The sequence below is a fragment of the Arthrobacter sp. UCD-GKA genome, assembly GCF_001863355.1.
Lineage (GTDB): Bacteria > Actinomycetota > Actinomycetes > Actinomycetales > Micrococcaceae > Paeniglutamicibacter.
Window position 1 is genome coordinate 252,478 of record NZ_MOLR01000004.1, and the last position, 24,668, is coordinate 277,145.

Here is a 24,668-nt window from a genome sequence, read left to right on the forward strand (position 1 = left end):
CAGCTCGGCCCCCGTGCCGGAGGAACTCCGGGACGGGGGCCGAGGGAAAGAACGGGTTTTAGGCGTTCCACAATCCGTAGGAATCGGCCAGATCGGCGATCTTCTGGGCACGGGCCAGACGCGGCAGGTAGGAACCGTCGCCCACCGAAGCCCCGGCGGCGTGCGCCTCAAGCATTTCGTGGGCCCAGGACAGCTCGTCGATGCTCGGCGAGAGGCCAAGGTTGATCTCGTCGACCTGCGTGCGCGAGAGCGCCAGCTTGCCGGTCATGCCCATTGAGGCGGTCACGGCGGAGTCGGCCAGGACCTCGGCGGCATCCGCGCCCGGGGCAGGGGGTCCGTCGATCGCGCCGGGAAGCTTGCCCACACGCGAGGCCACCACGAGCTTGCCGCGGGCGTAGGCCAGGGCCAGCGGGTCGCCGGAGACGCCGGTGTCCTTGCGGAAGTCGTTGACGCCAAAGGCCAGGCGGAAGGTGCCGGGGGCCGAGGCGATGGCGGTGGCGTTCTCGATGCCGAGCGCCGTTTCAACCAGGGCGAGCACCGGGGTGCCGGCCTGCAGGCGCATGGCCGTGTAGGTGACCTGCTCCGGCTTCTCGGTCATCGCGAGCATGACCCCGCGCAGGCCCGGGGCCTTGGACAGTTCGGCCAGGTCCCGGGCCCAGAAGTCGGTGTCGATTCCGTTGACTCGCACCCAGGCGGTCATGCCCGTGGACAGGGCCTCGACCACGGCGTCGCGTGCGGCATCCTTCTTGTCATCCGGAACGGCTGCTTCCATGTCGAAGATCACCGAATCGGCCTCGGACGCGAGCGCCGGGCCGAAGTCCTCGGGCTTCGAGGCGTTGACTAGCAGCCAAGAGCGGGAAAGTTTTGCTGGAAGGTTAGCTGCGCGACGATTACGGAATGCCATGCCTCCAGCCTACCGACAACGCATGCCAAGGTACCAACGCGAACGGCGCCGCGAGCCTTCCATGTCGCGAAAGCGCGTCAAACCCCTGATTGATGCCCGTACGCGTCGAGAATGTTTCACGAACAGCGTCAAATAGGCGTATCGTTTTTTCGGCACTGTATCGGCCGTCACGTGCAACTACGCACATATCTCCACAAGGAAGCACGCCCCATGACAGAAAAAACCCTTGATGCGACCCAAAGTGGCGGGAATCCGCCACTGGAACGGGCCCTTTCCAATCGCCACATCCAGCTCATGGCCATCGGCGGCGCCATCGGCACCGGCCTGTTCATGGGCTCGGGAAAGACCATCTCGGCGGCGGGGCCTTCGGTCATTTTCGTCTACATGATCATCGGATTCATGCTGTTCTTCGTCATGCGTGCCATGGGCGAGCTGCTGCTGAGCAACCTGAAGTACAAGAACTTCGGCGACTTCGCCGGGGACATCCTGGGCCCCTGGGCCGCCTTCTTCACCGGCTGGACCTACTGGTTCTGCTGGGTCGTCACCGGCATCGCCGACGTCGTCGCCATCGCCCACTACGTCGCCTTCTGGTGGCCCAACCTGGCGCTGTGGATCCCGGCCGTCACCTGCATCCTGGTGTTGCTGGCCCTGAACCTGCCCACGGTCCGCGCCTTCGGCGAGACCGAGTTCTGGTTTGCCCTCATCAAGATCGTTGCCATCCTGGCCCTGATCGTCGTCGGTCTGGTCATGATCATCGTGAGCTTCGAATCCGACGGCGCACGCGCGTCCTTCACCAACCTGTGGTCCCACGGAGGCATGTTCCCCACAGGCTTCATGGGCTTCGTGGCGGGCTTCCAGATCGCCGTGTTCGCCTTCGTCGGCATCGAGCTGGTCGGCACTGCGGCGGCCGAGACCAAGGACCCGGAAAAGAACCTGCCCCGGGCGATCAACTCCATCCCGATCCGTGTGCTGCTCTTCTACGTCGGTGCGCTGATCATCCTGATGTCGGTGCGCCCCTGGACCAGCTACTCCGCGGACGAATCGCCTTTCGTGGGCATGTTCGCCCTCGCCGGTCTGGTTGGTGCCGCCGGCGTGATCAACTTCGTGGTGCTGACCTCCGCCACTTCCAGTGCCAACTCCGGGATCTATTCCACCTCTCGCATGGTCTACGGGCTGGCCCGCGAGGGAGACGCGCCCAAGGCGTTCGGCAGGCTCTCGAGCCGCAAGGTCCCGAAGAACGCGCTGATCTTCTCCTGCATGTTCCTGCTCGCCGGCGTGGCCCTGCTCTACGCCGAGGGTTCCGTGGCCGAGGCCTTTACCCTGGTCACCACGATCTCGGCACTCTGCTTCATGTTCGTGTGGACCATCATCCTGGTCAGCTACATCGTCTACCGTCGTCGCCGCCCGCATCTGCATGAGGAAAGCAAGTTCAAGATGCCTGGAGGCTCGTACATGACCTACGTGGTGCTGGCCTTCTTTGCCTTCATCATCTGGGCACTGACCACCCAGCCCGACACCCTTGCGGCCCTGCTGTTCACCCCGGTCTGGTTCGTTGCCCTGGGCATCGGCTACATGGTCGTGCGCCGGAACCCGCAGCACATGGCCATCCGCGCAGAACACAACGCCAAGGTCGTGGCCGAGCATGCCGAACGCCGGGCCCGCCTGCGGGCCTGACTTCGGGGCGCACGCCTTGGGCGGCGGCTGGGATTTCCCGTGTTGCGGGAGAACCGATCCGCCGCCTGGTGCGTGAGCCGCACGTGGACGACTACCCCCTGGCCCGGACCTTCAGTTGAGGCAGATCGGCTGGGTGCTTTTGCGCTCGGTCGGGTTGGGGTCACAGGGGGCGACCTGCAGCAAGGCAAAGTTTGGGCCGTAGAGGTCAAGCGCCACGTCGCACTGCGCCTTGTAGAGGGATTCGGGGATCAAGCGGACCCACTGCCCGTGGAATTCGAAAACGTCGCCTTCCCCATAGCCCCCGCCCCGGTGCAGCAACATTCCAGCCAAGTGGTGCATCAAGCCCGGGGTCCCTTCGGGAAACTCGGTGAAGTCCTCCATCCCGGCAATCAGCTCAGGCAACCCCTTCTCCGTCAGTCCGACCGTGTAGCAAACGTGTTGCCGGAGTTCGGAGTCCGCGTCGATGACCCTGCCGTAGCCTTCCCGGCGAATCAAGTCGCGAATCGGTTGCAGGAACGCCACGTCCTCCGGATCCACCGCTGGTCCAAACAACATCTTCAGGCCTCCTGTTCCTAGCGTTTTCGGGCCGCGACCGGGCCGTACCCGGCCGGCTTGGAAACGGGTTTGAAGAGGAGCGCCGGGGTGGCCGGCGGCACCTCGGGGTCCATGAAATGGATTTCCAGCACCCGGGTGGCGTGCCCGTACCGGGCGTAGGCGCCCAGGGCGTACTTGGTGGCCCCGTGCATGGTGGAGAAATACAGCAGCCTCCCGTCCACCCAGTTTGAGGTGTGCCCGTTGTCGAAGTGTTCGTGGCGGTCGATCACCGATGAGACGAAGCCGGTGAACATGGTGTTGGTGTCGGCCATGTCCAGCCCGCGGACCAGGAACTCCGGTTCGCCAAGCCTGGTCAGCCCCATGGTGTAGCCGAAGCACCGACGCGGGTTCGGGTCCTCCACGTAGTGGAAGGCCCAGCCGTGCTGTTCGATCAGGTTGTTGATGTGGCGTTCGACTTCCGCGGCCGACCACCCATCGCACTGGAGGCACATGGTTCCTGCTCCTTGGTCCACTAGGATCTTTCGTTGACACCACCCAGTGTTCGCCGTTCCCCGATGCGGTGGGGCGCTTTTTGAAAATTGTGGATAACTTCCTGCGCCCACGAGAACGGCGGCTCCAAGGTCCCCGCCCGTGGGTCCTTGAAGCCGCCCCGTGTGAAGCACGGTTGGATTTTATTGCGGGTCTGCGGCTATTCAGCTACCGGAACAGCCGAGAGCAGGCGTTCAATCAGTTCACCCGGCGCCGCTCCATTGGCCACGTAGTCGCCCACGGCTTGTTGGCGGTACTTTGCCGGGTTGTGGGAGGAAACGGTGCGGGCATTGCGCCAATGCCTGTCCAGGGCCCGGCCAGATGCCGTGGCCGAAGCCCCTCCGACCTCAAACAATTTCCCTGTGCAGCCGAGCACCGCGTCTATGACAGTGCCTTGGACACCGAAGACGTGGGCGTCGGCTGCGGCCAGCAGATCCCGGGCCTCGAACCCTACATCCATCGCAGTGCTGGCGCCGTCGAGGCTCGCGGCCGCTCCAAGCACCGTAGAACGCACCGAGGCCACAGTCCCAAAGCATTCCCCGAGCACCTGCAACGCCACCGGGTCCTGACGGGCCGGAACCGCCGGGTTGAACAGGTTGCGGCTTCTGCCGCGAACAAAGTCCGTCACTTCGCCCAGTGCCGCGGCGGCAATGCCGGCCAGTGCTGCCAAATGAACCAGCTGGTAGGTGGCGTGCAGAACGGATCCATGTGGTGCTGCGGCATTCCGCGGGGTCAGGTTTGCCGGATCCACGGCGACATCAGTAAAGACGGTGGTTCCGGATCCGGTCAGTCGTTGACCGAAACCGTCCCAGTCGTCGATGGTATTCACCCCGGAGTGCGACGTTGGCACCTGCACCGTGACGGGGGTTTCTTGGTCTCCGTCACGGTGCACCGCACTCACCAGGATCCAATCCGCGAATATCGATCCCGTGGTGTAGTACTTCGTGCCGTTGAGCAGGAGCTGCCCGTCACGCTCGGTTACTTCCGTGGCCTGCTGGGCGAAGACGCCGGTGCGCTCGCTCTCCGCGTTGCCCACCAGCTCACCCTCCGTGATCCGCGTAAACCAGGTGCGACGGAACTCGTGATTGCGATGGCTCCTGGTGAATTCGACGAACCCGATATGGCCGCGCAGGGCCTGCACTATGTTGGAATCGGCAGCACCGAGGTCCACCAGCAAGGAGAAGAACTGTTGGTGGCTCGCGCCGAATCCGCCGTGCTCTCGTGGCACCCGCAGCCTCCCGAAGCCAGCGGCCAAAAGATCACGAATCTCCGCAAAGGGTAAACGGCGCTCCCGTTCGCGTTCGATGGCACCGGCCGCGATGCGCTCAAATATCGGCCCGAAGATGCCCACCAACTCGGCTGTTTCCGCCTGGACAGAAATGGGGTTTGCTATCAACTGGGTGTCAGCCATGTGCGAGCACCGGTTCCTTTCCACCTAACCGGTTAGGACCGAAAGCACCCCGGTATGCGGCTCCCGGATGGTTCTTGGGCAACCTGTCCCGTCCAAAGATCTTGTTTCGCAGCGTGCCCGGTTCGTAGGCGGTCTTCGCCAGCCCACGGGTCTGGAGCGTGGGAAGGATGCGTTCGTTGAATTCCAGGTAGGTGTCGGGCAGACGCCAGTTGATGACGTTGATGCCGTCAATTCCCGCCTGCTGCCAGGTCGAGAGCTGGTCGGCGATTTCGTCGGGGGTCCCCGCCACGACACTGCGTTCGATGCGGTTCTTGGCCAGGTCGGCGAGCGTGGGTTCACGGTCGGGTGTCGCGGCGCGCAGCCAATCGACGAATCCCTGTCCCCCGTTGTTGGGGATGTCGCGCAGCTCGGTGTCCTGGGGCAGTCGGGAGCCGTCGGGCAGGATCCCCAGCGAGGAATGGGTCAGGTAGCCCACCACCGAGGTGTGTCGCTCGAGCTCCTCCCGCTTGGCTGCGACTTCCGCATGGGTCGAGCCGACAATGAAGCTGATGCCCTGGAAGAACTTGAGGTCCTCTGCCCGGCGCCCGGCACGGACCACTTCGGCCCGGGCGTTGTCGGTGTGGATCTTGGCCCCGGCCGGGTCCGGCGGGCCGATGAACACCGCCTCGGCATGCTTGGCGGCGAAGCGGATGCCGCGCGGGGAACCTCCGGCCTGGAAGAGCAGCGGGGTGCGCTGCGGCGACGGAGACGGCAGGTGCGGTCCCTCCACCTTGTAGCGGGCACCGACGTGGTTGATCTTGTGGATCTTGGACGGATCCGAGTAGCGTCCGCCGGCCTTGTCCACCAGCAGCGCCCCCTCGTCCCAGGATCCTTCCCAGAGCTTGTAGGCGACATCCAGGTATTCATCGGCCCAGTCGTAGCGGGCGTCGTGCTCCACCAGTGCGTCGTAGCCGAAGTTGCGGGCCGCATTTTCCTGGGTGCTGGTCACGATGTTCCACGCGATGCGTCCCTTCGAGATGTGGTCGAGGGTGGAGACCTGGCGGGCGAAGTTGAAAGGGTGGTTCTGCATGATGTTGGAGGTGTAGGCCAGCCCGATGTCCTTGGTGGCCACGGCCAAGGCACCAAGCAGCACCGCGGGGTCGTTGGACGGGATCTGCAGGCCCTCGTGCACGTTGTCCGCGTATTGGCCGTCGGCCGGGCCGTAGAGCCCCGTGACATCCGCGAAGAACATCGCGTCGAACAGGCCCTCCTCCAGGGTCTTGGCCAGCTCGATCCACAGGTTGACGTCGTTGAATTCGTGCTGCCGGGCCTCGGGGTGCCGCCACTGCCCGTGGTGGATGTGGCTGGCGGTGTTCATCAGGAAGGCGTTGAAAAGCAGGGGCTTGCTCATGCTGCATCTCCGTCGGGGGTGGTGGCTCCGACATAGATGGGTGTGGTGAGATGGTCCCCGGTCAGGCGTTGCTGTCCGACGGCGCGGGCCCGGTAGATCACCGGGTTGTGCTGGCCCAGCACCCGGGCGTTGCGCCAGTGGCGGTCAAGGCCCCGGGTTTCGGAGGCCGCCGAGGCTCCCCCGACCTCGAAGAGCCGGTTGGCCACGTCCAGGGTCTGCTCGACGACGAAGATCTGCGCCTCGGAAAGTACTGTGTCCAGTTCGGCGGTTCCAGCCGCATCAAGTTCCCCGGCGGCCGACAAGGCGGCGGCGTCCTGGATGCGCGAGCCCACGGTTTCCAGCACGGATTCGATGGCAAACACCGTGGAGCTGATTCGTCCGACGACTTCCTGGACTAGCGGGTCGCGCTGCGGGGAATCCCCCACGCCGTGGGAAAAGGTGCGCTCCCGCCCGCGGACATAGTCGATGGCATCGCGCCGCACGGCCGAGGCGATTCCACCCAGGGCCACCAGCAGGATGCCCTGGACGTAGGCGGCGCCGAATCCGACGCCTTCGACGCCTCCGGAGGCATCGATGTTTTCTGGGGAAACCTCGACATTAGTGAACCGAGTGGTGCCCGAGGCGGTCAGCCGCTGGCCGAATCCGTCCCAGTCGTCGACCAGTTCCACGCCGGGGTCGTTGCGGTGCACGCTCACGCGCACGGATTGCCCGTCTGCGGTGTCTGCGCTGACCTTGATCCAGTCGGCATACAGGCTGCCGGTGCTGTAGTACTTGGTGCCGTTAAGCAGCGTTCGTCCGGCGTCCCGGGTGATGAGCGTGGAATTGGTTCCCGGTTTGTTGCCCTTCTCGGTGGTGGCGTTGCCGAACACCTCCCCGGCCACCACGCGCGGCAACCAGCGTTCCCGTGCCGCGGAGTCGGTGCCGGAGACCAGGGTTTCCACGGTGGTGAAGTGTGCGCGCAGCGCCTGGACCAGGTTGGAGTCGGCCGCCCCGAGTTCGCGCAGCAGCCGCAGCGACTGGCCCAGGGTGGCTCCGGCCCCGCCGAATTCCACCGGGACCCTGAGGGCAGTGAAACCCGAGCCCTTGAGCAGGTCGACGGCTTCGTGGGCCAGGGTGCGGGTGGCCTCGGACGCGATGGTCGTGGCGGCGATGGCCTCGAATACCGGGGCGAAGCGCTCCAGCAGGGCCTTGGTCTCCGGCGGTTGTGCGGCGTTCTGTTGGGCGATGGCTGTGCGTTCAAGGCTGATGGTCATGCTATTCCTCCGGTCAGGGTGGTGTTCAGCCGCGGGGCGGCGGCAAGTAGTTTTTTGGTGTATTCCTCGGCCGGGTTGGCAAAGACCTCCGAGGTCCGTCCGGCTTCCACGACCCGGCCGGCCTCCATCACGACGATTTCGTCGCTGACGTGCTGCACCACACCCAGGTCGTGGGAGATGAACAGGTAGCTGAGCTTGAATTCGCGCTGCAGTTCGTCAAGCAGGTCCAGCACCTGGGCCTGGATGGAGACATCCAGTGCCGAAACCGGTTCGTCGCAGATGATCACGTCGGGACCCGGGGCCAGGGCTCGGGCAATGGCGATGCGTTGGCGTTGGCCGCCGGAGAGGCGAAGCGGCAGCCTGGATTCCACGGAGGCGTCAAGCCCCACGGTTTCCAGCAGGCGGATGACCTCGTCGCGGCGCTCGGACCGGGCAAGGGATCCGGAATCGGGCAGGGCATCGGAGAGGATCCGGGCCACATCCCATTGCGGGTCGAAGGATCCCAGCGGGTCCTGGTAGATGGAGGTGATGTGCTTGCGCTGCGGGCGGCGCTGCTTCTCGGGCAGGGTGCTCCATGGGTTGCCCAGCAGCCGCACTTCCCCGGCGTCGGGAATCGTCAGACCCAGGGCCATGCGGGCGACGGTGCTCTTGCCCGAACCGGATTCCCCCACGATCCCCAATGTCTGGCCGCGGGTCAGCGCGAAGGAGACGTCGTGGACGGCAACACGCGGCGTACCGTCGGGGTTTCGGTAGGTCTTGCGCAGGGACTCGGCCACCAGGACCGGACCCGTGTGGTCCCTGGTGGTATCGGCCGCGCGGCCGGCACCGATCAACGCGTGCTGGCGCACCGAGATCCCGGCCCCGGCGGGCGCAAGCCTGGTGCCGCGCGGCTTGTCGGTGGGCACGGCGCGCAGCAACCGCTGGGTGTACTCATGCTGCGGGTTCCCCAGCACCTGGGCCGTCGGCCCGGTCTCGACGATTTCGCCTCGGCGCATCACCGCAATGCGGTCCGCCAGCTGCCCCACCACCGCCAGGTCGTGGCTGATCAGCAGCAACGAGGTCCCGGCGGCCTTGCGTTCGGCCAGCAGGTCAAGGATCTGCTGCTGGACCGTGGCGTCCAAGGCCGTGGTCGGTTCATCGGCAATCAGCAGTGCCGGGTCCAGCGCGATCGCGGCCGCGATGAGCGCGCGTTGCCGCAGTCCGCCGGACAGCTCCCCGGAGCGCTGGTTGATGCGTTGTTCGGGGTCCGGGATGCCGACCGCCTCGAGCAGCCCCAGCACCTTAGCGGTGCGTGCAGCAGGGGAAAGGTTGGTGTGGATGCGCAGCGAGTCGGCGATCTCGCGGCCGATGGGCCGCAACGGGTCAAGGGAGACCAGCGCGTCCTGCAGCACGTAGCCGATGCCCGCGCCGCGGACCTTGCGCCAGGCGCGGTCGGAGTTGCGGCGCAGGTCCTTGCCCTGCAGCTGCAGGGTCTGCGCCTGGATGACGGCGTTGGCACCGGTCAACCCGATCAGGGTACGGGCTGTCACCGATTTTCCGGATCCGGATTCGCCAACGATGGCCAGGCATTCGCCGGCATGGATCTCGAAATCGATTCCGTGGACCGTGGGGGTTGCCTGGGCCTTGGATCCGAAGGCGATCCTCAGGTCGCTGACCTTGATGACGGGTTCGCTGCCGTCGGCAGGCGTGGAGGTTGATGATGACATTACTTGTCCTTGAGCTTGCGTTGGATGCCGTGGCCCAGCAGCGTGGTGGTGGCGGCGCTGAGCACGATGAACAGGCCGGGGAAGAACGTCAGCCACCAGGCGTTGCCGATGTAAAGCCGGCCAAGGGAGAGCATCGATCCCCATTCGGGATCCGGCGGGGTTGCCCCCAGTCCAAGGAAGCTCAGCGAGGACGCCCACACGATGGCTTGGCCGACCCCGAGGGTGGCCAGCACGAACAGCGGCGCGGCAACATTGGGCAGGATGTGGTGGCGAACGATGAAGGCACGGGATTTCCCCTGGACGATCGAGGCTTCCACGTAGCCGGAGCGCCGCACCGAGAGCACTTGCGAGCGGATCATCCGGGCGTAGCCGGGTGCCGCGGAGAGCCCGACGGCGATGGTGGTGGTCACGACGCCGGGTCCCAGGATGGTGATGACCAGCAGGGCCAGCAACAGGCCCGGGAATGCGAAGAGGACCTCAAGAAAGCGGGAGACACCAAAGTCCACCGCACGGGTGCCGAGCCCCGCGAGGGCACCGAGCACCACCGCAGTGCCCAGGCCGATGACAGTGGCCAGCACGCCGATCAGCAGCGAGCTCCGTGCACCGTGGATTACGCGGGAGAAGACGTCGCGTCCGGATTCGTCGGTGCCGAACCAGTGGGCGGTGCCCGGTGCGGTGAATGCCTCGGCTGGGTTCATGTCCAGCGGTCCGCTGGGGGCCAACGCGGCCGGGATCGCCGCGGCGGCAACGAGACCCAGCATCAGCACCAAGGGGACGATGATGCCCGGGCCAAGTCCGATGAACAGTTCCCTGGCTTGGGATATGAACGGGGTGTGCGTCCGAGGCTGGGGCTCGGCAGGTCCTCGCCGGTCCGGCGAACGATCCAGCACTGGGGTTTGAATGCTGTGGGTCATGGCTTCCTCCGGGTCGGCGGTGGTCTTGGGCAGGTGGGTTGGCGCGCTCATGCGGCACGCAACCTGGGGTCGGCCCAGCGTTCGGCCAAGTCGCTGAGCAGGGTAACGAGGATGTAGACGGCAGCAACCAGCACCACCACTCCGAGCACCACCGGGACGTCCCTGACCAGCACCGATTGCAGCAGAGTGCGTCCGATGCCGGGGCGGGCAAAGACGGTTTCAACAACGACGGCACCGCTGATCAGCGAACCCATGGCCCAGCCGGACAGGCCGATCCCGGGAAGCGCGGCATGTCGCAGCGCGTGGCGCAGGCTCAGCGACACCTCGGATTCACCACGCGCCCTGGAGGAAATCGCAAACGGCGAGTTCATGGCGGTGAGCATCGATTCACGCATGACCTGGCCCAGGAACCCTGCCAGCGGAATGGCCAAGGTGAGAACGGGAAGGACCAGTCCTTCAACCCCGGGTGCCCCGCTGGTGGCTGGAAGCCATTGCAGGCTGACGCTGAACACCAGGATGAGCAGGCTGCCGAGCCAGAAGTGCGGTACCGCTGCCGAGACGACTTCGAGCAGGTTTCCCACCAACGTGGCGACCTTGCCGCCGCGGGCCGACCAAAGCGCGAGGGCCAAGGCCAGAACCCAGGCGGTGGCCAGGGACAGGACTGCAAGCACCAGGGTGTTGCCCAGTTGTTCGCCCAGGACCTGGGCCACGGGTTCGCGCAACTGATATGAATCCCCCAGGTCACCTGTCACGAGTTTTCCGAGATAGGCGCCGTATTGGACCAAGAGCGGCCGGTCCAGTCCGTTGAGTTCCCGGGTTGCTTGGCGCACTTCCTCGGTGGCGTTGTTGCCTGGTCCCCCCAGCAATGCGTCCACGGGATCCCCCGGGACCAGTCGCATGGCGAAAAATGCGAGCGTGGCCACGGCCCAGAGGACTCCTGCGGCACCGAGAATGCGAAATCCCGTCAGTCGAAGGACCGATTTAAGCCGAGCCCGCGCCTCGGTGCTCTGGGTGGCAGTCGCTGCAATTGAATGGGCGGGGGTCGGGTTATCTGTATCGAGGCTCATGATCGGTCCAACCAGGTGTCGTAGAAGGTGGGCATGCCCAACGGGGAAAGAAGCTTGACTCCTTCAACGTCGGAGCGGAAGCCGAGCCGCGTCTGCTGGTCGAAGATCGGCAGGGAGAGGTACTGCTTGTCGATGAGCTGCTGCGCCTCGGCGTAGAGCTCCCCGCGTTCCTTTTCACTGCCGGTCGTCGCCGCAAGTCGCAGTGCCTGGTCGATGGCGTCCGCGGCCGGCCCGGTCAGGCCGTTGTTGTTTGCGTGGTAGCCGCCCTTGATGACCGAGGGGATGTGCGCGGAGTCGTAGACGATGTTCAACACCGAAGGTGAATTCTTGGTGTAGTACAGCGGCGAGATCCCATAGTCCCAGGCGTACCGCTTGGCGTTGAAGCTTGCCGGTTCCTCCTGGCTGATGACCAGCTCGAAACCGACGGCCTTGGCACTGTGCTGGAATTGCTCGAGGACGGAGACCGGAATGAGAATGCTGTCGTTTTGGATCACGCTGGTGGACAGCCGTTGGCCGTCCTTGGTCCGGTAGCCCTCCGCGTCCCGGACGGTCCAGCCCGCTTCATCCAGAAGTCGGTTCGCCTTGTCCACGTCGGTGGAGTAGGCATCCGGGCTTTGCCGGTTGAACTTCGTGATGCTGCTGAGCACCGAGTTCGAGCGCGGCACCGTGCTCATGAAGATGGATTTCAGGGCCGCGTCGACGTCCACCGAGCGCACGAATGCCTCACGCACACGTACGTCGGTGAAGGGCCCCTCCGTGGTGTTCAGCGTCAGGTTCACCACGTGTCCCGGCCTTGAACCGATCAAGGTCTCGAGCGCCGGGTCGGCCTTCGCAGCGACGGCGTTCTGTGGCTGCAGCACATCAATGACGTCGACCTCCCCGGATTGAAGGGCGGCAAAGCGTGCAGCATGGTCGGGCAGGAATCGCCAGATGATCTTCTCAAGGTAGGCAGGACCTGCATGCCCGGCCGTGGGCGCCGGCGTGTGGTAATCCTCGTTGCGGGTGAGCACGACTTCCTGCTGCTTTGACCAGCTTTCGACCTTGAACGGACCGGTGCCCACCGGCGAGAGGCAGTTTGCCTCGGCCCCGCGTGCCAGCGCCTTCTGGGACTGGATCGGAACCCAGACCTGGGCAAAGTGCTCAAGCAACGCGTTGTCGGGTTTGGAGAGGTGCAGTCGCACGGTGAACTCGCTGATCTTTTCCACCGAGGCCACTTTCTCGACCGCCAGGATGCCGGTGCTGGACAGCGTCTGGGGATTCTTGATGTAGGCGACATTGTCGATGATGGTTTCGGCATTGAGCTGTTGGCCATCGGTGAAGTGGACGTCCTGGCGAACCGTGATGTCCAGGGCCAGCCGGTCCTTGGACCATTTCCAGCTCTTGGCCAGCCACGGGCCGATTTCGCCCTTCTCGTCCTGGAAGAACAAGGGTTCCAGGTACTGGGTGGAGACCAACGCTTGCGGTACATTGCCTGAGACAATCGGGTCGAGGCAGGCCGGTTCGGTGTCACCCGTTGCGTAGACCAGTGTTCCGCCGGAGACCGGTGCGCGATTCGGGCCCTGTGCGGAATCCGCGTGCACCGCGCCGCCGCAGGCGGTCAATGCGAGCAACGCGCCGAATGCCGCGACGGTCAGCGACAGCCGCTTGCAGAGGTTCCCTGCGGTTGTGGCCGATGGGCGTCCGTCGGATCGTGGGGCGTTGGCTGGCTCTGTCTGGTACGCCGGCTGGCGATTTTTCACGGTGGTACTCCTGCTGATTGTGGGGTGTAAGGCCTGGGTCCCGGGGATCGGAACCTGTAGGGCGGGTTGCCTGAGACATGTCTACCGGCGCCGGCTTGCCGTGCGCCACCACCGGGTCTCGGACGCTTTGCATGGGTACTTAGGCCGAAATATGCCGTCACATGACGCGACCTCGGGCCCTTCACAACGTCATTACGCGGTCATAAGAGGTCATGTGACGACCCATCACTTCGTAATCTCCAGTCCCGGTGCCGTGCCTGAAAACATCAAGGGACACCAGCGATCCCGGGGCATCCAGAGCCCGGGAGGACGGATCCAGCCGCCGACTTGCAAGGAGCAACACCGTGGGCAAGCCACTTCACTTCAACGCATTCGTCATGAATACGACCAGCCACATCCACCATGGCCAGTGGCGCCGCCCGGACGCGGGCCAGACCGAATTCAACGACGTCAACACCTGGATCGATCTGGCCCAGACGCTCGAGGCGGCCAAGTTCGACGCCATGTTCTTTGCCGATGTCTCGGGGCTGTACGGGGATTCGGACGCGGACTTCGACGTCTATGCGAACGAAGGCCTGCAGATTCCGTCCAACGATCCCACGGTGCTTCTTGGGGCACTCGCGGTCAGCACCAAGCACATCGGCCTGGCGACCACCTCGAACGTGGTGCAGAACCATCCCTACAACTTCGCCCGGCAGATCTCCACGCTTGACCACATTTCCAACGGGCGGATCGCCTGGAACATCGTGACAGGCATCAACGACAACGCCTCACGCAACTACGGCCTGCCGCAGCTGACCGACCACGCCGAGCGCTACGCCTGGGCCGACGAATACGTTGATGTCGCGTACAAGCTCTGGGAAGGTTCCTGGGATGCCGGCGCGTTGAAGAAGGACAAGGAAAGCGGGGTCTTTTCGGATCCGTCCAAGATCCACAAGATCTACCACGAGTCCAAGCGCTACCGGGTCGAGGGCCCGCACCTGCCCTCGCCCTCCCCGCAGCGCACGCCGCTGCTCTTCCAGGCCGGGTCCTCGATCTCCGGGCGCGCCTTCGCCGCGCGCAACGCCGAGGCAACGTTCATCATTGCCCCGTCGCCGGCCGTTGCGGCCGAACTCATCCATGACACCCGCCGGCTGGCCGTGGAGTACGGACGCAACCCGGAGGACATCAAGTTCTTCCAGGGACTCTCGTTCATCATCGGCGACACCGAGGAAGAGGCCAGGGAGAAGGAGGCGTACTACGACCGGTTCGTGAGCGTCGATGGCTACCTTGCCCATTCGGCCATCGTGGACAAGACCGGCCGCGTCTATCCGCCGGAAACCCCGATCGCTGACCTCGACACCAACACGGGCAAGGGCTTCTCCGAGTGGGTGTCCAAGCACATCACCGACCGCGAGCCGGTGGTTGCCGACATCGCTTGGCTCCAGGCCCGCAACACCCGAGTGGTGGGAACCCCCGAGCAGATCGCCGACGAGATCGAAAAGTGGCAGGCAGCGGGCGTGGACGGCATCAACGTCATCAACTGGGTGATTCCGGGATCCTTCGAGGAATTCGCCGACAAGGTCCTTCCGGTGCTGCGCGAACGCGGCCTGGCCCAGAGCGAGTACTCTCCGGGCACGCTGCGCGAAAAGCTGTTCGGCGATGGTCCGCTGCTCAACGAGCGCCATCCGGCAGCCGGCTACCGTGGCGCCTTCACCTTCGGCCCGGGCAGCTGGGACGAGGCCGCCGCACTGCGCGGCGGCGAGGTGCAGGTGGCCGGCGCGACCGCCTGATTTCGGCGGGCGGTGCCAGCACGAAGGGGGCGTTGGGTTGGGTTCCGGAATATCCCCGGAAACCAACCCAACGCCCCCTATTGGTGCGTGGCGTGCAGGGTCGCTACTCGGCGACGACCGCTGCCTGGACGGCGGCGGAAACCGCCGGCATCACGCGCGGGTCAAGCGGCGAGGGAACGATGAACTCGCTGGAGAGGTCTTCCTCGGCCAGCTCGGCGATGGCGTGGGCCGCGGCCAGCTTCATTTCGGAGGTGATGCGGCGTGCACCGGCATCCAGGGCGCCGCGGAAGATGCCCGGGAAGGCCAGCACGTTGTTGATCTGGTTCGGGAAGTCCGAGCGGCCCGTGGCAACGACGGCGGCGTACTTGCGCGCCACATCCGGCATGACTTCCGGATCCGGGTTGGACAGGGCGAAGATGATCGCGTCATCGTTCATGCCGGCCAGGTCTTCCTCGAGGAACTTGGAGGAGGAGACTCCCACGACCACGTCGGCGCCGTCGAGGGCCTCTCGGATCCCGCCGATCAGTCCGTCCCTGTTGGTGATGGCGGCGAACACCGTGGCGGCGTTGATCAGCGCGGCCAGGACCACCACGGCGGTGCCGTGCTGGTCATCGTGCATGACCGGGCAGTCCAGTGCCTCGATGAGGCGGGCCTCGAGCTCGAAGCAGCGCGGGGCCGAGACGTCCTCGAGGTTGACAGCGCCGAAGCTGGGGCGCAGGCGCACCAGGGTTTCGACGATTTCATCGACGTTGGTGGTGTTCAGGACCAGCGGAATGGAGTCCAGGCCGCCGAATTCCTTGAAGAGCGCGCTCTTGCCTTCCATGACCGGCAGCGAGGCGGCGGCTCCAATGTTGCCCAGGCCAAGCACTGCGGTTCCGTCGGAAACCACCACGACCAGGCGCGAGGCCCAGGTGTGGGTCGCGGCCAAGGCCGGGTCCGCGGCAATGGCGCGGGAAACCTGGGCGACGCCCGGGGTGTAGGCAATGGAAAGATCGCGCTTGGTGGTCAGCGGCATCTTGGACTGGACGCTGAGCTTGCCGCCGAGGTGGGCGTCGAAGATATCGGCTTCGGTGATGGTTGCGGCGGCGTCGAGGGAAGTATCGATGGACATGAAAGTCTCCTTGAAAGTTCTGAAATGTATCGGAGCGAGGGGCGATTCAACGATCGCGGACAACGAAGAAACCGGCGCAACCACATCCATGTGGTGCCTGCCTGGTTCCTTGCCTCGCTGTGCGTCTGCCGGCCGGGGGTGATGGCTGCGGCAACGGCGCACTGGTCAGTACTTTCTTTAGACCGTAGGCATCAGGATACGGTACTTCGGCGTATTTGCGCCACCGCTGGGCGCAACCAAGGGGAAATATCCGCCTGTTCCGCGGAACCCAATCGGTGCCGTCCATGGCCTTCCAACCCGGTTGCCCGGGGCCACCGGCCGGCCCGAACAGGCCCCGGAGGCATGGGCCATTCGACGGGATCAACCGGCGCGGCGCACGACGGCCGCCACCTTGTTTTTCAGGGTGTGGATGAGCAGTGCTGCGAACACCGCCATGCACAATACCGCGCCGATGGCCAACGTCAGGGTGATCCCAGTGTCGGTCGAATGCATTTGAGGGCCCATGTTCGCGGCAAGCACCGCGCCGGCGACGGCCGTGCCGAACGAGCTGCCCACGGTGCGCAGGACCTGGTTGAAACTCACCGAGCTGCCCAATTCCTCCGTGGCAACGCTGCGGGCGATCAATGCAGGCATGGCCGCGTAGCTCGCACCCATGCCCAGGCCGAAGAGCAGCATCCCGAGCAGGATCTCCCACAATTGCGTGTGGGCAAACCACAGCATGGTCCCCGAGACCGCGACCACCCCGGCACCGATGGGCAACAGCGCCGTGAGGCCGATCCGGTTCGACAGCCGGCGCACGATGCGGTTGGCGGTGAAGCTGCCCACCGAGAGCGGGAACATCACGAACCCGGCCCAGAAGACGGGCAGGGCAATCCCGTAGCCCGTCGAGGCGGGAGTCTGGGCGATGAGGCTTGAAATCGACAGCCCGATGTAGAGCGCTGCGCCAAGGCCCACCGCGGTGAGGTTTGCCAGGAGCACCTCGCCGTGGCGCAGCACCCGCAGGTTGATCAGCGGATGGCTTGACCGCAGGGCGGTCCTGGACCAAACGGCCAGCAGGAGCGCTGCGACCGCGAGGATCCCCACGGTTTCCGGCGATCCCCAGCCCCAGTTGGGGCCCTCGCTGATGCCCAGCAGCAGTGTGCCCAGGCCCAGGCCAAGCAGGCCCGTGCCCAGATAGTCGAATGGCTCCTGGCCGGCCAATGCGTCGGGTCCGCCGGGCACCACGCGGACGACCACGATGATGGCGCTAACGACAAAGAGCGCGGCAAACCAGAACGCAAAGCGGAAATCCACGAGACCGGCGATGATCCCGGTCAGGGGGTAGCCGATCCCTATTCCCGTCGACACCGTGACCGAAAGGCTCGAGATCGACGGCTGCACCTTGGACGGTTCGATGTAGCGCCGGGCCAGGGAAATCGTCACCGGGACAATCCCGTAGGTCAGCCCCTGCAGTGCCCGCCCGATCAGGAAGACCGTGAAGGTCGGTGCCAGTGCCGCCAGGACCGAACCGAGAAGGATGATCCCCAACGACCACACCAGGAGCCGCTTCTTGTGGGGTCCGTCGCTCAGCCTGCCCATGACGGGCGTCGCGATGGCGCCGACGAGCAGGTTGATGGTCAGCATCCATTGGGCGGTGCTGACCGGCACCTGCATGCCGATGGCGATCGAGGGGACCAATAGCATGCCCAGCGAGCTCACGATCGCGGTGGAAAGCGCGGCATAGACCAGCGCCGGCATCAGGTTTGGGCGGGAGGTTGCAATGGCCCTAGGCATCGCGCGACTCCGGGTCGAGCTTCCGCAAGAGCGGGATCAGCGTTTCAAGAGATTGTTGTTCCGGCTGCGTGAGCCGTGCCGAGATCATTTCCTCGAGCCATTTCAGACCGGCCGCCCGCTCCTGCGCGAGCCTCGCGTGACCCGCATCGGTCAGTTCGATCCAGGTCCGGCGGCGGTCCTCGGCGTCGGGTGCCCGGCCGAGGAGGCCCATGTCCTCAAGTTCGCGTGCCGCCAGCGACACCGCCTGCGGGGTGACCCTGATGGTTGCCGCCAGCTCGGTGGTGGATGCCCGCCCGTTCCGTGCCAGGTGGCTCAGGATGCCAAGTTTTCCGGTTGAGAAAGTGCTGGCGGAATTGAGGCGGCGCGCAATCGGGCGGATGGCTTCGACCAAGGACAGGGACACGGAATTTTCAGGCATGGACACTATTGTACAAGCAACTTGATCAAGTAACTTGAGTAGTTTCAGGCTTCCGGCAGGTGCCGCCGGCCAAGGACGCGCCACACCGGCACTTTTGCCTCGAATCATGCATGATGGAAGCATGTCGCTTCCAACACCCTCATTGAGCAAGGTCCGGGCCTTCCCCGCACTGGAGAAGAAGGCCGCGGCACGGCTCGCGGCAGCCCTGGACGAGTCCGCGGACACCACCGTTTTCGTCAACGGCACCACCCTGCAATTGCCCGACGTCGCCCACGCGGCACTCATTGATGTCCTGCAGCGCATGGCGCGCGGCGACGAGGTGAGCGTGAGCACCGTCGAGTCCCTGCTGAACACCTCGCAGGCGGCGAAGATGGCCGGGGTCTCGGCCAGCTACCTGCGCAAGCTCACCGACTCGGGAACCATCCCGGTTGAATACCGGGGCACCCACCGCAGGATCCGTCCGGCCTCCGTCCAGGCCTGGCTGGACGCACGGGCGGCAAGCCCGACCGACACCCCGGAATAGACCCAACCGCAACACCCCCGTGCTGGTTTCGGTGCCCCCCTTCCCCCTAGGTTGGAAGTGGCCGCAGTGGCCGGCGTCGTTGCCAAGAAGGGGTTGGGTGCCATGCTCCGGAATCGAATGATCAGGCTTTCGCTGGCCTCGGTGGCGGGTGCCGGCATGGCCCTTTCGCTGTCGGGTTGCTTCGGCGGCCCCGCCGAGGCCCCGACCACGACAGGGATTCCGGAGTCCGGGGTCCCCTCGTCCACGACACCGGCAACGGACACACCCGCGAGCGCCACCCCGTCCCCCTCGGTCACGGCAACACCCACGCCTTCGCCTTCGGAAACGGCGCCCGCCACGAGCCCTTCGACCACGACATCGGCCTTGACGATCTTCTACGTGGCCCTCAACGACCAGGGAAAATCCGGCCCGATGATCGGGTGCGGCGACAGCATCGTGGCCACGGAGACCGGGCCGGTGGTGTACGCCAGCCAGGTGGAGGCGGCGATGAGCGACCTGCTCGATGACAAGGACGCACAGCACGGGGAATCCGGCTTGATGAATGCGCTCGCGAGCTCGAACCTCACGTACGTCTCATCCTCCGTCGCCGGCGACACGGTCACGGTGGAGCTTTCCGGGGAGCTCAGCTCGGGCGGGGTGTGCGACGATCCGCGCATCATCGCCCAGCTCACCTATACCGCGATGGTTGCCGCCGGCACGGGCGAAGCGAAGGTCCTGCTCAATGGCATCGACGTCAACAAGTACTTGAGCCAGAAATAGCCAGGTGTTGACGTATAGGCAACAACTGTTGATAAGGTTCGGATGTGAGCTCAATTACAGGACCCCTTGCGGGCAGTGAAACCGAAATCGCCCTCGAACGCGCCGCCGCGCACGAGTCGCTCTTTTCCGAGCGCGCCTCGCACATCAAGCAGTCCGCGGTCCGCGACGTCTTTGAGCTTTCCCTGGACCCCTCACTGGTTTCGCTGGCCGGCGGCAACCCGTACCTGCAGTCGCTGCCGCTGGAAAAGCTCGGGGCCATGGCCTCGGAGCTGATCGCGACCCAGGGCATGACAGCGTTGCAGTACGGCAGCGGCCAGGGCACCGAGGAACTTCGCGCCCAGATCTGCGAGGTCATGGCCGAGGAAGGGATCACCGGGGTCGACCCGAATAACATTGTCATCACCACCGGGTCACAAGCCGCACAGGATGTCGCTTGCAAGGTCTTCTGCAACCCCGGGGACACCGTATTGTGCGAGGACCCCACCTACGTGGGCGCGCTGAACACCTTCGAGGCCTACCAGGTCCGCGCAGAACCCATCGGCACCGACGAGCACGGGCTCATTCCCTCCGCACTGCGCCAACGCATCGGGCAGCTGCGCGAGGCCGGCGCACGGATCAAGTTCCTCTACACGATCCCCAATTTCAACAACCCTTCGGGCATTACCCTGGCCGCCGAGCGCCGCGCGGAGATCGCCGAGATCTGCATCGAGGAAAACATCCTCATCCTGGAGGACAACCCCTACGGGATGCTGCGTTACTCCGGCGAGCCGATCCGCCCGCTGCGCGCCGACTACCCCGAGAACGTCATCTACATGGGATCCTTCTCCAAGATCCTGGCCCCCGGCCTGCGCATCGGCTGGGCGGTGGTTCCGCCCCACCTGTTCCGCCGCTTCTACCTCGCCGCCGAGGCCGTCACGCTCTGCCCGGCAACCTTCAACCAGATGCTGGTCAGCAAGTACCTCGACGGGCACGACTGGCGCGGGCAGATCCAGACCTACCGGGAGCTGTACGCCGGGCGTTGCGCCGCGATGCTCGAGGCGCTGGATGAGTACATGCCGGAGGGTGTCGGCTACACCCGGCCCGAGGGCGGCTTCTTCATCTGGGTCACGCTGCCGGAGGGAATCGACACCTATTCACTGTTGTCCAAGGGCATCGAGGCGGGCGTGGTCTTCATACCCGGAGCTGCCTTCAGCCCCCACGACGGGCCAAGCCACCGGCTGCGTTTGGCCTTCAGCGCGGTTCCTGAAGAAAAGATCCGCGAGGGCGTCAAACGCCTCGCCCCGGTGCTGGCGGCGGCCATCGCCGAAAACGGCGTCCGCTAGAAAATCCCCCGGTCCCCTGGGACAACGCGACGACGGACAGCGCATGATGTATCCATGTGGTTTGGATGGATCGAATTCGATCTCCTGCTGGGCGATGTGCAATCGCTCAAGCAGAAGCGCACCGTCGTGCGTCCGATGCTCGCCGAGATCAGGCACCGGTTCGAGGTTTCCGTCGCGGAGAGCGGAAGCCAGGAACTCCACCGGCGCGCCGGGCTGGCGGCGGGACTCGTCGCGGCGGACGCCGCGCACGTGATCGAGGTGCTCGACGGGATCGAGCGGCTGGTCGCTGCACGCCCGGAAGTGGAGTTGCTCAGCGCCCGCCGCCGGCTGCTTTCCTCCGAGGACGAGTAGCCACGTCGATGTACTGCCCCTGGCCGACTTGCCGGAAGCCGGCTAGTGGATCACCCAGGTGACCACGCCCAGCAGCGTGCACACCACCACCAGCAGCACTCCGAGCCGCGGGGCGATCCACGCGGTGACCTCGTGCTCGCTCGGCGGCACTTCCTCCGGGACGGAACCGGGAACCGAGGCCACCGGCAAGATGGCCAGCCCGTAGGCCAGCAGGATCCGCGAGGGCGAGAGCATCGTGGCCATCGAGGCGGTGACATTGGAAACCGCGACGATCTGCAGCACCGAGGAACCCATCGCGGTGGCCGCCTGCGCCTGGGTTGCCGCGAGCATGGAGTTTGCCGCGGTGTTTGATCCGGAGATGAAACCGGCCAGCCCATTGATGACCGGCCCCAGCACCAGGTATCCGGTGCCGATCCCGGCAAGCGCCGCGCCCAGTTCCCTGCCCATGCCCGTGGCGGCAAGCAGGGCTCCGAGGATGGTGAAGCCCCCGGTGGTCACCCCGATCGGGATCCAGCTTCGGTAGGCCAGATGGGCCCGGGCGCGCAGCTTCCGGTTGCCTCCGCCGAGCGAGGCGGAGGCATATTGCGCGACCAGGCAGGCGACAACCAGCCACACCCCGCCGCTGGTCAGTGCGCGCTTGAGCAACGAGGGTTCCATGGGCGAGGTCAGTGCCCTGGCCACCAACAGCCCGACGGTAAGCACCCCGTAGGGCAGCAGTGCCACCCAGACCGCACGTCCGGCGGACACCAGGGTGCCTCCGGCCTTGAACGCCAGCAGGTGCACGGCCAACACCAGCAGGGAACCAACGATGCCGGCCGGCGGGGTTCCCATGAGCAGGTTGGCGGCGAGGATTCCGGCGTTGAGCAGCACCGCGGCACCCAGCAGGTGCGCCAGCAGCCGCCCGGGGCGAGGCGAGCCTGCCCGCAGCACCAGCCAGGAGACGATTCCCGCGCCCAGCACCACCGGCAGGGTCATCAGCGCCGAGCGCACGCCCACGCCGAAGAGGGTGAGTCCGGCCAGGTCCGCCGCCACGAGGGTGCCGGGGCCGAGCGCTCCCCACGGGACCGCCACCAGCCCCAGCAGGCTCAGGATCGCCGAGTGCTTGATCGAGTGCCCCAGCTGCAGCAGCAGCGGCACGCCCACGGTGACACCGATGCCGAACCCGGTGACGGATTCGGCGAACGGGACCAGCCCGAAGATCACCAGCACCGTCCCGGCCTGCTGGTTCGAGGCGCTTTGGCGCAGCCAGCCGGAGATCCTGTCCATGGCGCCGGTTTCGGTGGTGATGCGCGAGAGCAGCACCCCGGCGAAAAGGATCAGCAGCACCTCCAGGATGGTGGGGCCGAACATGGCCCCGGCGTCCAGCAGTTCAGCCAGCGGGGTGGGGAAAAAGAAGATCGCTGCCAGCACCCCGGTGACCAGCGACCAGGTCGCCATGGTGGTCGCCTTGGTCTTGGCGAAGAACAGGGCCATGGCCACCACGATCGGGGAGGCGGCAGCCAGTGCCAGCATGCGGCGCATCCTTTGTTCGGGGTGCCGCACCTGGAAGTTGAGGCGGCATGTTCTGCTGCGATTGAGGATACCCGTCCGTGGCAGTAACAACGACTTCCTGGCGGTTGCACCACAAAGCCGTGGCAGCAGGAGACCCGCCGCACGTTTCACCATGTGAACGTACGGCGGGTCCCGGGATCGGCTTCGGTTTGCGGCGGGGACGTACCTAGGCCGCGCGGCGGGCCGGGGCCAGATTCCGGCCAAGGACCAGGCCCAGTCCGGCCATGCCAACGCCGAGCGCAAAGTGCAGCACGTTGTCAGCCGTGTTGACCGGGACGAAGTTTGCGGTACTGGATTGGTCGATGAAAACCCCGTAGAAGCCCAGGACCAAGTAGAAAATCCCGCCGACGACCAGGAACGCCTTCGCCTTCGCCGGATTGCGCCACAGCATGACACCCAGGACGCCGAAGAGCAGGTGGACTACGTTGTGCAGGACCGAGACCTGGAAGATGCCGAGCAACATTGAGCTGGAGTGGTGTCCGGCCATCCCCAGGTGTTCGGTGTTGCTGGTGATGCCGGGAATGAATCCCAGGACACCAACCAACAGGAAGACCGCGCCAACAGCCAGTGCAACATATTGCACCAGAGAGCGGTGGGTGGTGGTGTGTGTCGAGGCCATGGTGTGCTCCTTGGGTTCCTGTCGATCTTCAACGCGTTTGCGTTGCTGACACCAGGTATTCGGAACCACAGTGCAAACGGATTGCCCTCGGGGCGAAGATCTTCTGGCCTCGGCTAGGCCTGGTGGAGTTCGTCGTAGTCGCTCCGGGCCCGGAGGATGGATGCCGCATGGGCTTGCGACCATTCCCGCATGACTTCGAGGGGACCGAGCAGGGTGTCGCCGAGCCTGGTGAGTGCATATTCCACCCGGGGCGGGATCTCGGGGTAGCTGGTGCGGGTCAACAAGCCGTCACGTTCTAGCTGGCGAAGTGTTTGGGTGAGAACCTTGGGTGTGACACCACCGATGTCGGCCCTCAGCTGCGAGAAGCGGCGGGGCCCGGATTCCAGGGCCAGGAACACCAGCGGCGTCCATTTGTCCCCCATGCGTTGCAGGATCAGGCGCGAGGGGCAGTCGGGGCTCATGACATCGAAAACCGCACCAGTGGTATCCATGGGGTAACCATATTACGTTGAGGTACTCGATATCAATTGGATACCATTGGGGCAATGACACGGCAGGGCCGTCCGCCCGCCACCCTAGAGATCAAGGAACCACCCATGAAGATTGCCGTATACGGAGCCACCGGAATGGTCGGAAGCCAGGTTGTTGCCGAGGCCGCCAAGCGTGGCCACGAGGTCACCGCGGTGTCCCGCAGCGGGCGCGAAGTCGCCGGAGCCGCCTCCGCAACCGTCGCCGAACTTGGCGACACCGCGGCCTACCGCGCGCTGGCCAAGGAAAACGACGTCGTCGTCTTCTCGATCCCGCCATCGCGCACCGGTGAATCCCACCAGCCGTTCATCGACGCCCACGAAGAGATCTCCGAGACCCTGGTCCCCGCCCGCGTCTTCGTCGTCGGCGGAGCCGGCGCCACCGAAGTCGACGGGGTCCGCCTGTTCAACACCCCCGGGTTCCCCGAGGAGTACATGCCCGAGGCCCGCACCATGGGCGAGGTCCTGGATTTCTACACCTCGGCTTCGGGCCTGGACTGGACCATGCTGGCCCCCGCCCCGGTGATTGCCCCGGGCGAGGCCACCGGCAACATCGTGCTGGGCAACGATTCCCCGGCCGGGGACCACGTGAGCACCGGCGACTTCGCCGTTGCCGCGCTTGACGAAATCGAGGACCCGAAGCACCTGCACCGCCGCTTCACGGTGGCCAGCGCCTAACCGCCATCCACGCATCGGGTGCGGTGGAGATCAGAATAGCGATCTCCGTCGCACCCGCTCGCAGTTAAGCTTTGTTGCGGACCTCGGCGCTCGCGCTATGAGTTCACCCACACACCCCCTGCC

The 24,668-nt window shown here is 65.4% G+C and carries 23 protein-coding genes; 7 read left to right on the plus strand and 16 right to left on the minus strand.

All coding sequences use genetic code 11. The features are described 5' to 3' along the window. Positions 1-58: 58 nt before the first annotated feature. Positions 59-904, minus strand: coding sequence for an HpcH/HpaI aldolase/citrate lyase family protein (locus BLJ79_RS07445; RefSeq protein ID WP_071214085.1), 846 nt, complete (start codon positions 902-904; stop codon positions 59-61). A 210-nt stretch (positions 905-1,114) separates the two neighbouring features. Here BLJ79_RS07445 and cycA point away from each other — a divergent pair, with 210 nt between their 5' ends. Continuing rightward, entirely contained in the window at positions 1,115-2,578 is a 1,464-nt protein-coding gene (cycA, locus tag BLJ79_RS07450; RefSeq protein ID WP_071214086.1) for a D-serine/D-alanine/glycine transporter, read from the plus strand. Positions 2,579-2,689: 111 nt separating this feature from the next. On the opposite strand, the gene BLJ79_RS07455 is transcribed toward cycA, so the two are convergent. The 9 genes from BLJ79_RS07455 to BLJ79_RS07495 form a co-directional block, all read right to left on the minus strand. Continuing rightward, positions 2,690-3,133 (minus strand): hypothetical protein, encoded by a 444-nt coding sequence (locus BLJ79_RS07455; protein WP_071214087.1) that lies wholly within the window; start codon positions 3,131-3,133, stop codon positions 2,690-2,692. A gap of 17 nt (positions 3,134-3,150) precedes the next feature. After that, positions 3,151-3,624, minus strand: a complete 474-nt coding sequence (locus BLJ79_RS07460; RefSeq protein WP_071214088.1) for a DUF4262 domain-containing protein — start codon at positions 3,622-3,624, stop codon at positions 3,151-3,153. Between the two features lie 197 nt (positions 3,625-3,821). Further along, complete coding sequence (locus BLJ79_RS07465) at positions 3,822-5,072, minus strand: acyl-CoA dehydrogenase family protein (RefSeq protein WP_083411081.1); 1,251 nt, start codon at positions 5,070-5,072, stop codon at positions 3,822-3,824. After that, complete coding sequence (locus BLJ79_RS07470) at positions 5,065-6,462, minus strand: LLM class flavin-dependent oxidoreductase (protein ID WP_071214089.1); 1,398 nt, start codon at positions 6,460-6,462, stop codon at positions 5,065-5,067. Before BLJ79_RS07470 ends, BLJ79_RS07465 begins: the two co-directional genes overlap by 8 nt. Beyond that, positions 6,459-7,715 (minus strand): acyl-CoA dehydrogenase family protein, encoded by a 1,257-nt coding sequence (locus tag BLJ79_RS07475; RefSeq protein WP_071214090.1) that lies wholly within the window; start codon positions 7,713-7,715, stop codon positions 6,459-6,461. Before BLJ79_RS07475 ends, BLJ79_RS07470 begins: the two co-directional genes overlap by 4 nt. Further along, positions 7,712-9,421, minus strand: a complete 1,710-nt coding sequence (locus tag BLJ79_RS07480; protein WP_071214091.1) for a dipeptide ABC transporter ATP-binding protein — start codon at positions 9,419-9,421, stop codon at positions 7,712-7,714. Before BLJ79_RS07480 ends, BLJ79_RS07475 begins: the two co-directional genes overlap by 4 nt. Next, positions 9,421-10,386, minus strand: coding sequence for an ABC transporter permease (locus BLJ79_RS07485; RefSeq protein WP_071214092.1), 966 nt, complete (start codon positions 10,384-10,386; stop codon positions 9,421-9,423). The genes BLJ79_RS07480 and BLJ79_RS07485 overlap by 1 nt, the downstream gene beginning before the upstream one ends. Then, positions 10,383-11,402: an ABC transporter permease gene (locus BLJ79_RS07490; RefSeq protein ID WP_071214093.1), complete on the minus strand. Its 1,020-nt coding sequence runs from the start codon at positions 11,400-11,402 to the stop codon at positions 10,383-10,385. The genes BLJ79_RS07485 and BLJ79_RS07490 overlap by 4 nt, the downstream gene beginning before the upstream one ends. Further along, positions 11,399-13,141, minus strand: coding sequence for an ABC transporter substrate-binding protein (locus tag BLJ79_RS07495; RefSeq protein ID WP_071214094.1), 1,743 nt, complete (start codon positions 13,139-13,141; stop codon positions 11,399-11,401). Before BLJ79_RS07495 ends, BLJ79_RS07490 begins: the two co-directional genes overlap by 4 nt. A 344-nt stretch (positions 13,142-13,485) precedes the next feature. On the opposite strand from BLJ79_RS07495, the gene BLJ79_RS07500 reads away from it, so the two are divergent. Then, positions 13,486-14,913 (plus strand): LLM class flavin-dependent oxidoreductase, encoded by a 1,428-nt coding sequence (locus tag BLJ79_RS07500; protein WP_071214095.1) that lies wholly within the window; start codon positions 13,486-13,488, stop codon positions 14,911-14,913. A gap of 103 nt (positions 14,914-15,016) precedes the next feature. Here the strand turns inward: BLJ79_RS07500 and BLJ79_RS07505 are convergent, their stop codons facing one another. From BLJ79_RS07505 to BLJ79_RS07515, 3 genes are all read right to left on the minus strand, one after another. After that, positions 15,017-16,024, minus strand: coding sequence for an NAD(P)-dependent malic enzyme (locus BLJ79_RS07505; RefSeq protein ID WP_071214096.1), 1,008 nt, complete (start codon positions 16,022-16,024; stop codon positions 15,017-15,019). Positions 16,025-16,384: 360 nt separating this feature from the next. Next, a complete protein-coding gene (locus tag BLJ79_RS07510; RefSeq protein WP_071214097.1) occupies positions 16,385-17,797 on the minus strand; it encodes an MFS transporter in 1,413 nt (470 codons plus the stop codon). Further along, positions 17,790-18,215, minus strand: a complete 426-nt coding sequence (locus BLJ79_RS07515; protein WP_071214098.1) for a MarR family winged helix-turn-helix transcriptional regulator — start codon at positions 18,213-18,215, stop codon at positions 17,790-17,792. The genes BLJ79_RS07510 and BLJ79_RS07515 overlap by 8 nt, the downstream gene beginning before the upstream one ends. A gap of 121 nt (positions 18,216-18,336) precedes the next feature. On the opposite strand from BLJ79_RS07515, the gene BLJ79_RS07520 reads away from it, so the two are divergent. The 4 genes from BLJ79_RS07520 (at position 18,337) to BLJ79_RS07535 (ending at position 21,170) form a co-directional block, all read left to right on the plus strand. After that, entirely contained in the window at positions 18,337-18,738 is a 402-nt protein-coding gene (locus BLJ79_RS07520; RefSeq protein WP_071214099.1) for a helix-turn-helix domain-containing protein, read from the plus strand. Positions 18,739-18,840: 102 nt separating this feature from the next. Further along, entirely contained in the window at positions 18,841-19,497 is a 657-nt protein-coding gene (locus tag BLJ79_RS22320; RefSeq protein WP_286135301.1) for a GerMN domain-containing protein, read from the plus strand. Positions 19,498-19,541: 44 nt separating this feature from the next. Beyond that, positions 19,542-20,819, plus strand: a complete 1,278-nt coding sequence (locus BLJ79_RS07530; protein ID WP_071214100.1) for an aminotransferase-like domain-containing protein — start codon at positions 19,542-19,544, stop codon at positions 20,817-20,819. 54 nt (positions 20,820-20,873) lie between these two features. Continuing rightward, positions 20,874-21,170: a DUF503 domain-containing protein gene (locus BLJ79_RS07535; RefSeq protein ID WP_071214101.1), complete on the plus strand. Its 297-nt coding sequence runs from the start codon at positions 20,874-20,876 to the stop codon at positions 21,168-21,170. A 42-nt stretch (positions 21,171-21,212) separates the two neighbouring features. On the opposite strand, the gene BLJ79_RS07540 is transcribed toward BLJ79_RS07535, so the two are convergent. From BLJ79_RS07540 to BLJ79_RS07550, 3 genes are all read right to left on the minus strand, one after another. Continuing rightward, the gene (locus BLJ79_RS07540) at positions 21,213-22,682 is read right to left on the minus strand and encodes an L-lactate permease (protein ID WP_071214102.1); all 1,470 of its coding nucleotides are present in this window, start codon (positions 22,680-22,682) and stop codon (positions 21,213-21,215) included. A gap of 205 nt (positions 22,683-22,887) precedes the next feature. Beyond that, the gene (locus tag BLJ79_RS07545) at positions 22,888-23,340 is read right to left on the minus strand and encodes a DUF4383 domain-containing protein (protein WP_071214103.1); all 453 of its coding nucleotides are present in this window, start codon (positions 23,338-23,340) and stop codon (positions 22,888-22,890) included. Between the two features lie 113 nt (positions 23,341-23,453). Beyond that, positions 23,454-23,831, minus strand: a complete 378-nt coding sequence (locus BLJ79_RS07550) for a winged helix-turn-helix transcriptional regulator (RefSeq protein ID WP_071214104.1) — start codon at positions 23,829-23,831, stop codon at positions 23,454-23,456. 105 nt (positions 23,832-23,936) lie between these two features. On the opposite strand from BLJ79_RS07550, the gene BLJ79_RS07555 reads away from it, so the two are divergent. Continuing rightward, positions 23,937-24,545 (plus strand): NAD(P)-dependent oxidoreductase, encoded by a 609-nt coding sequence (locus tag BLJ79_RS07555; protein WP_071214105.1) that lies wholly within the window; start codon positions 23,937-23,939, stop codon positions 24,543-24,545. Positions 24,546-24,668 lie beyond the last annotated feature (123 nt).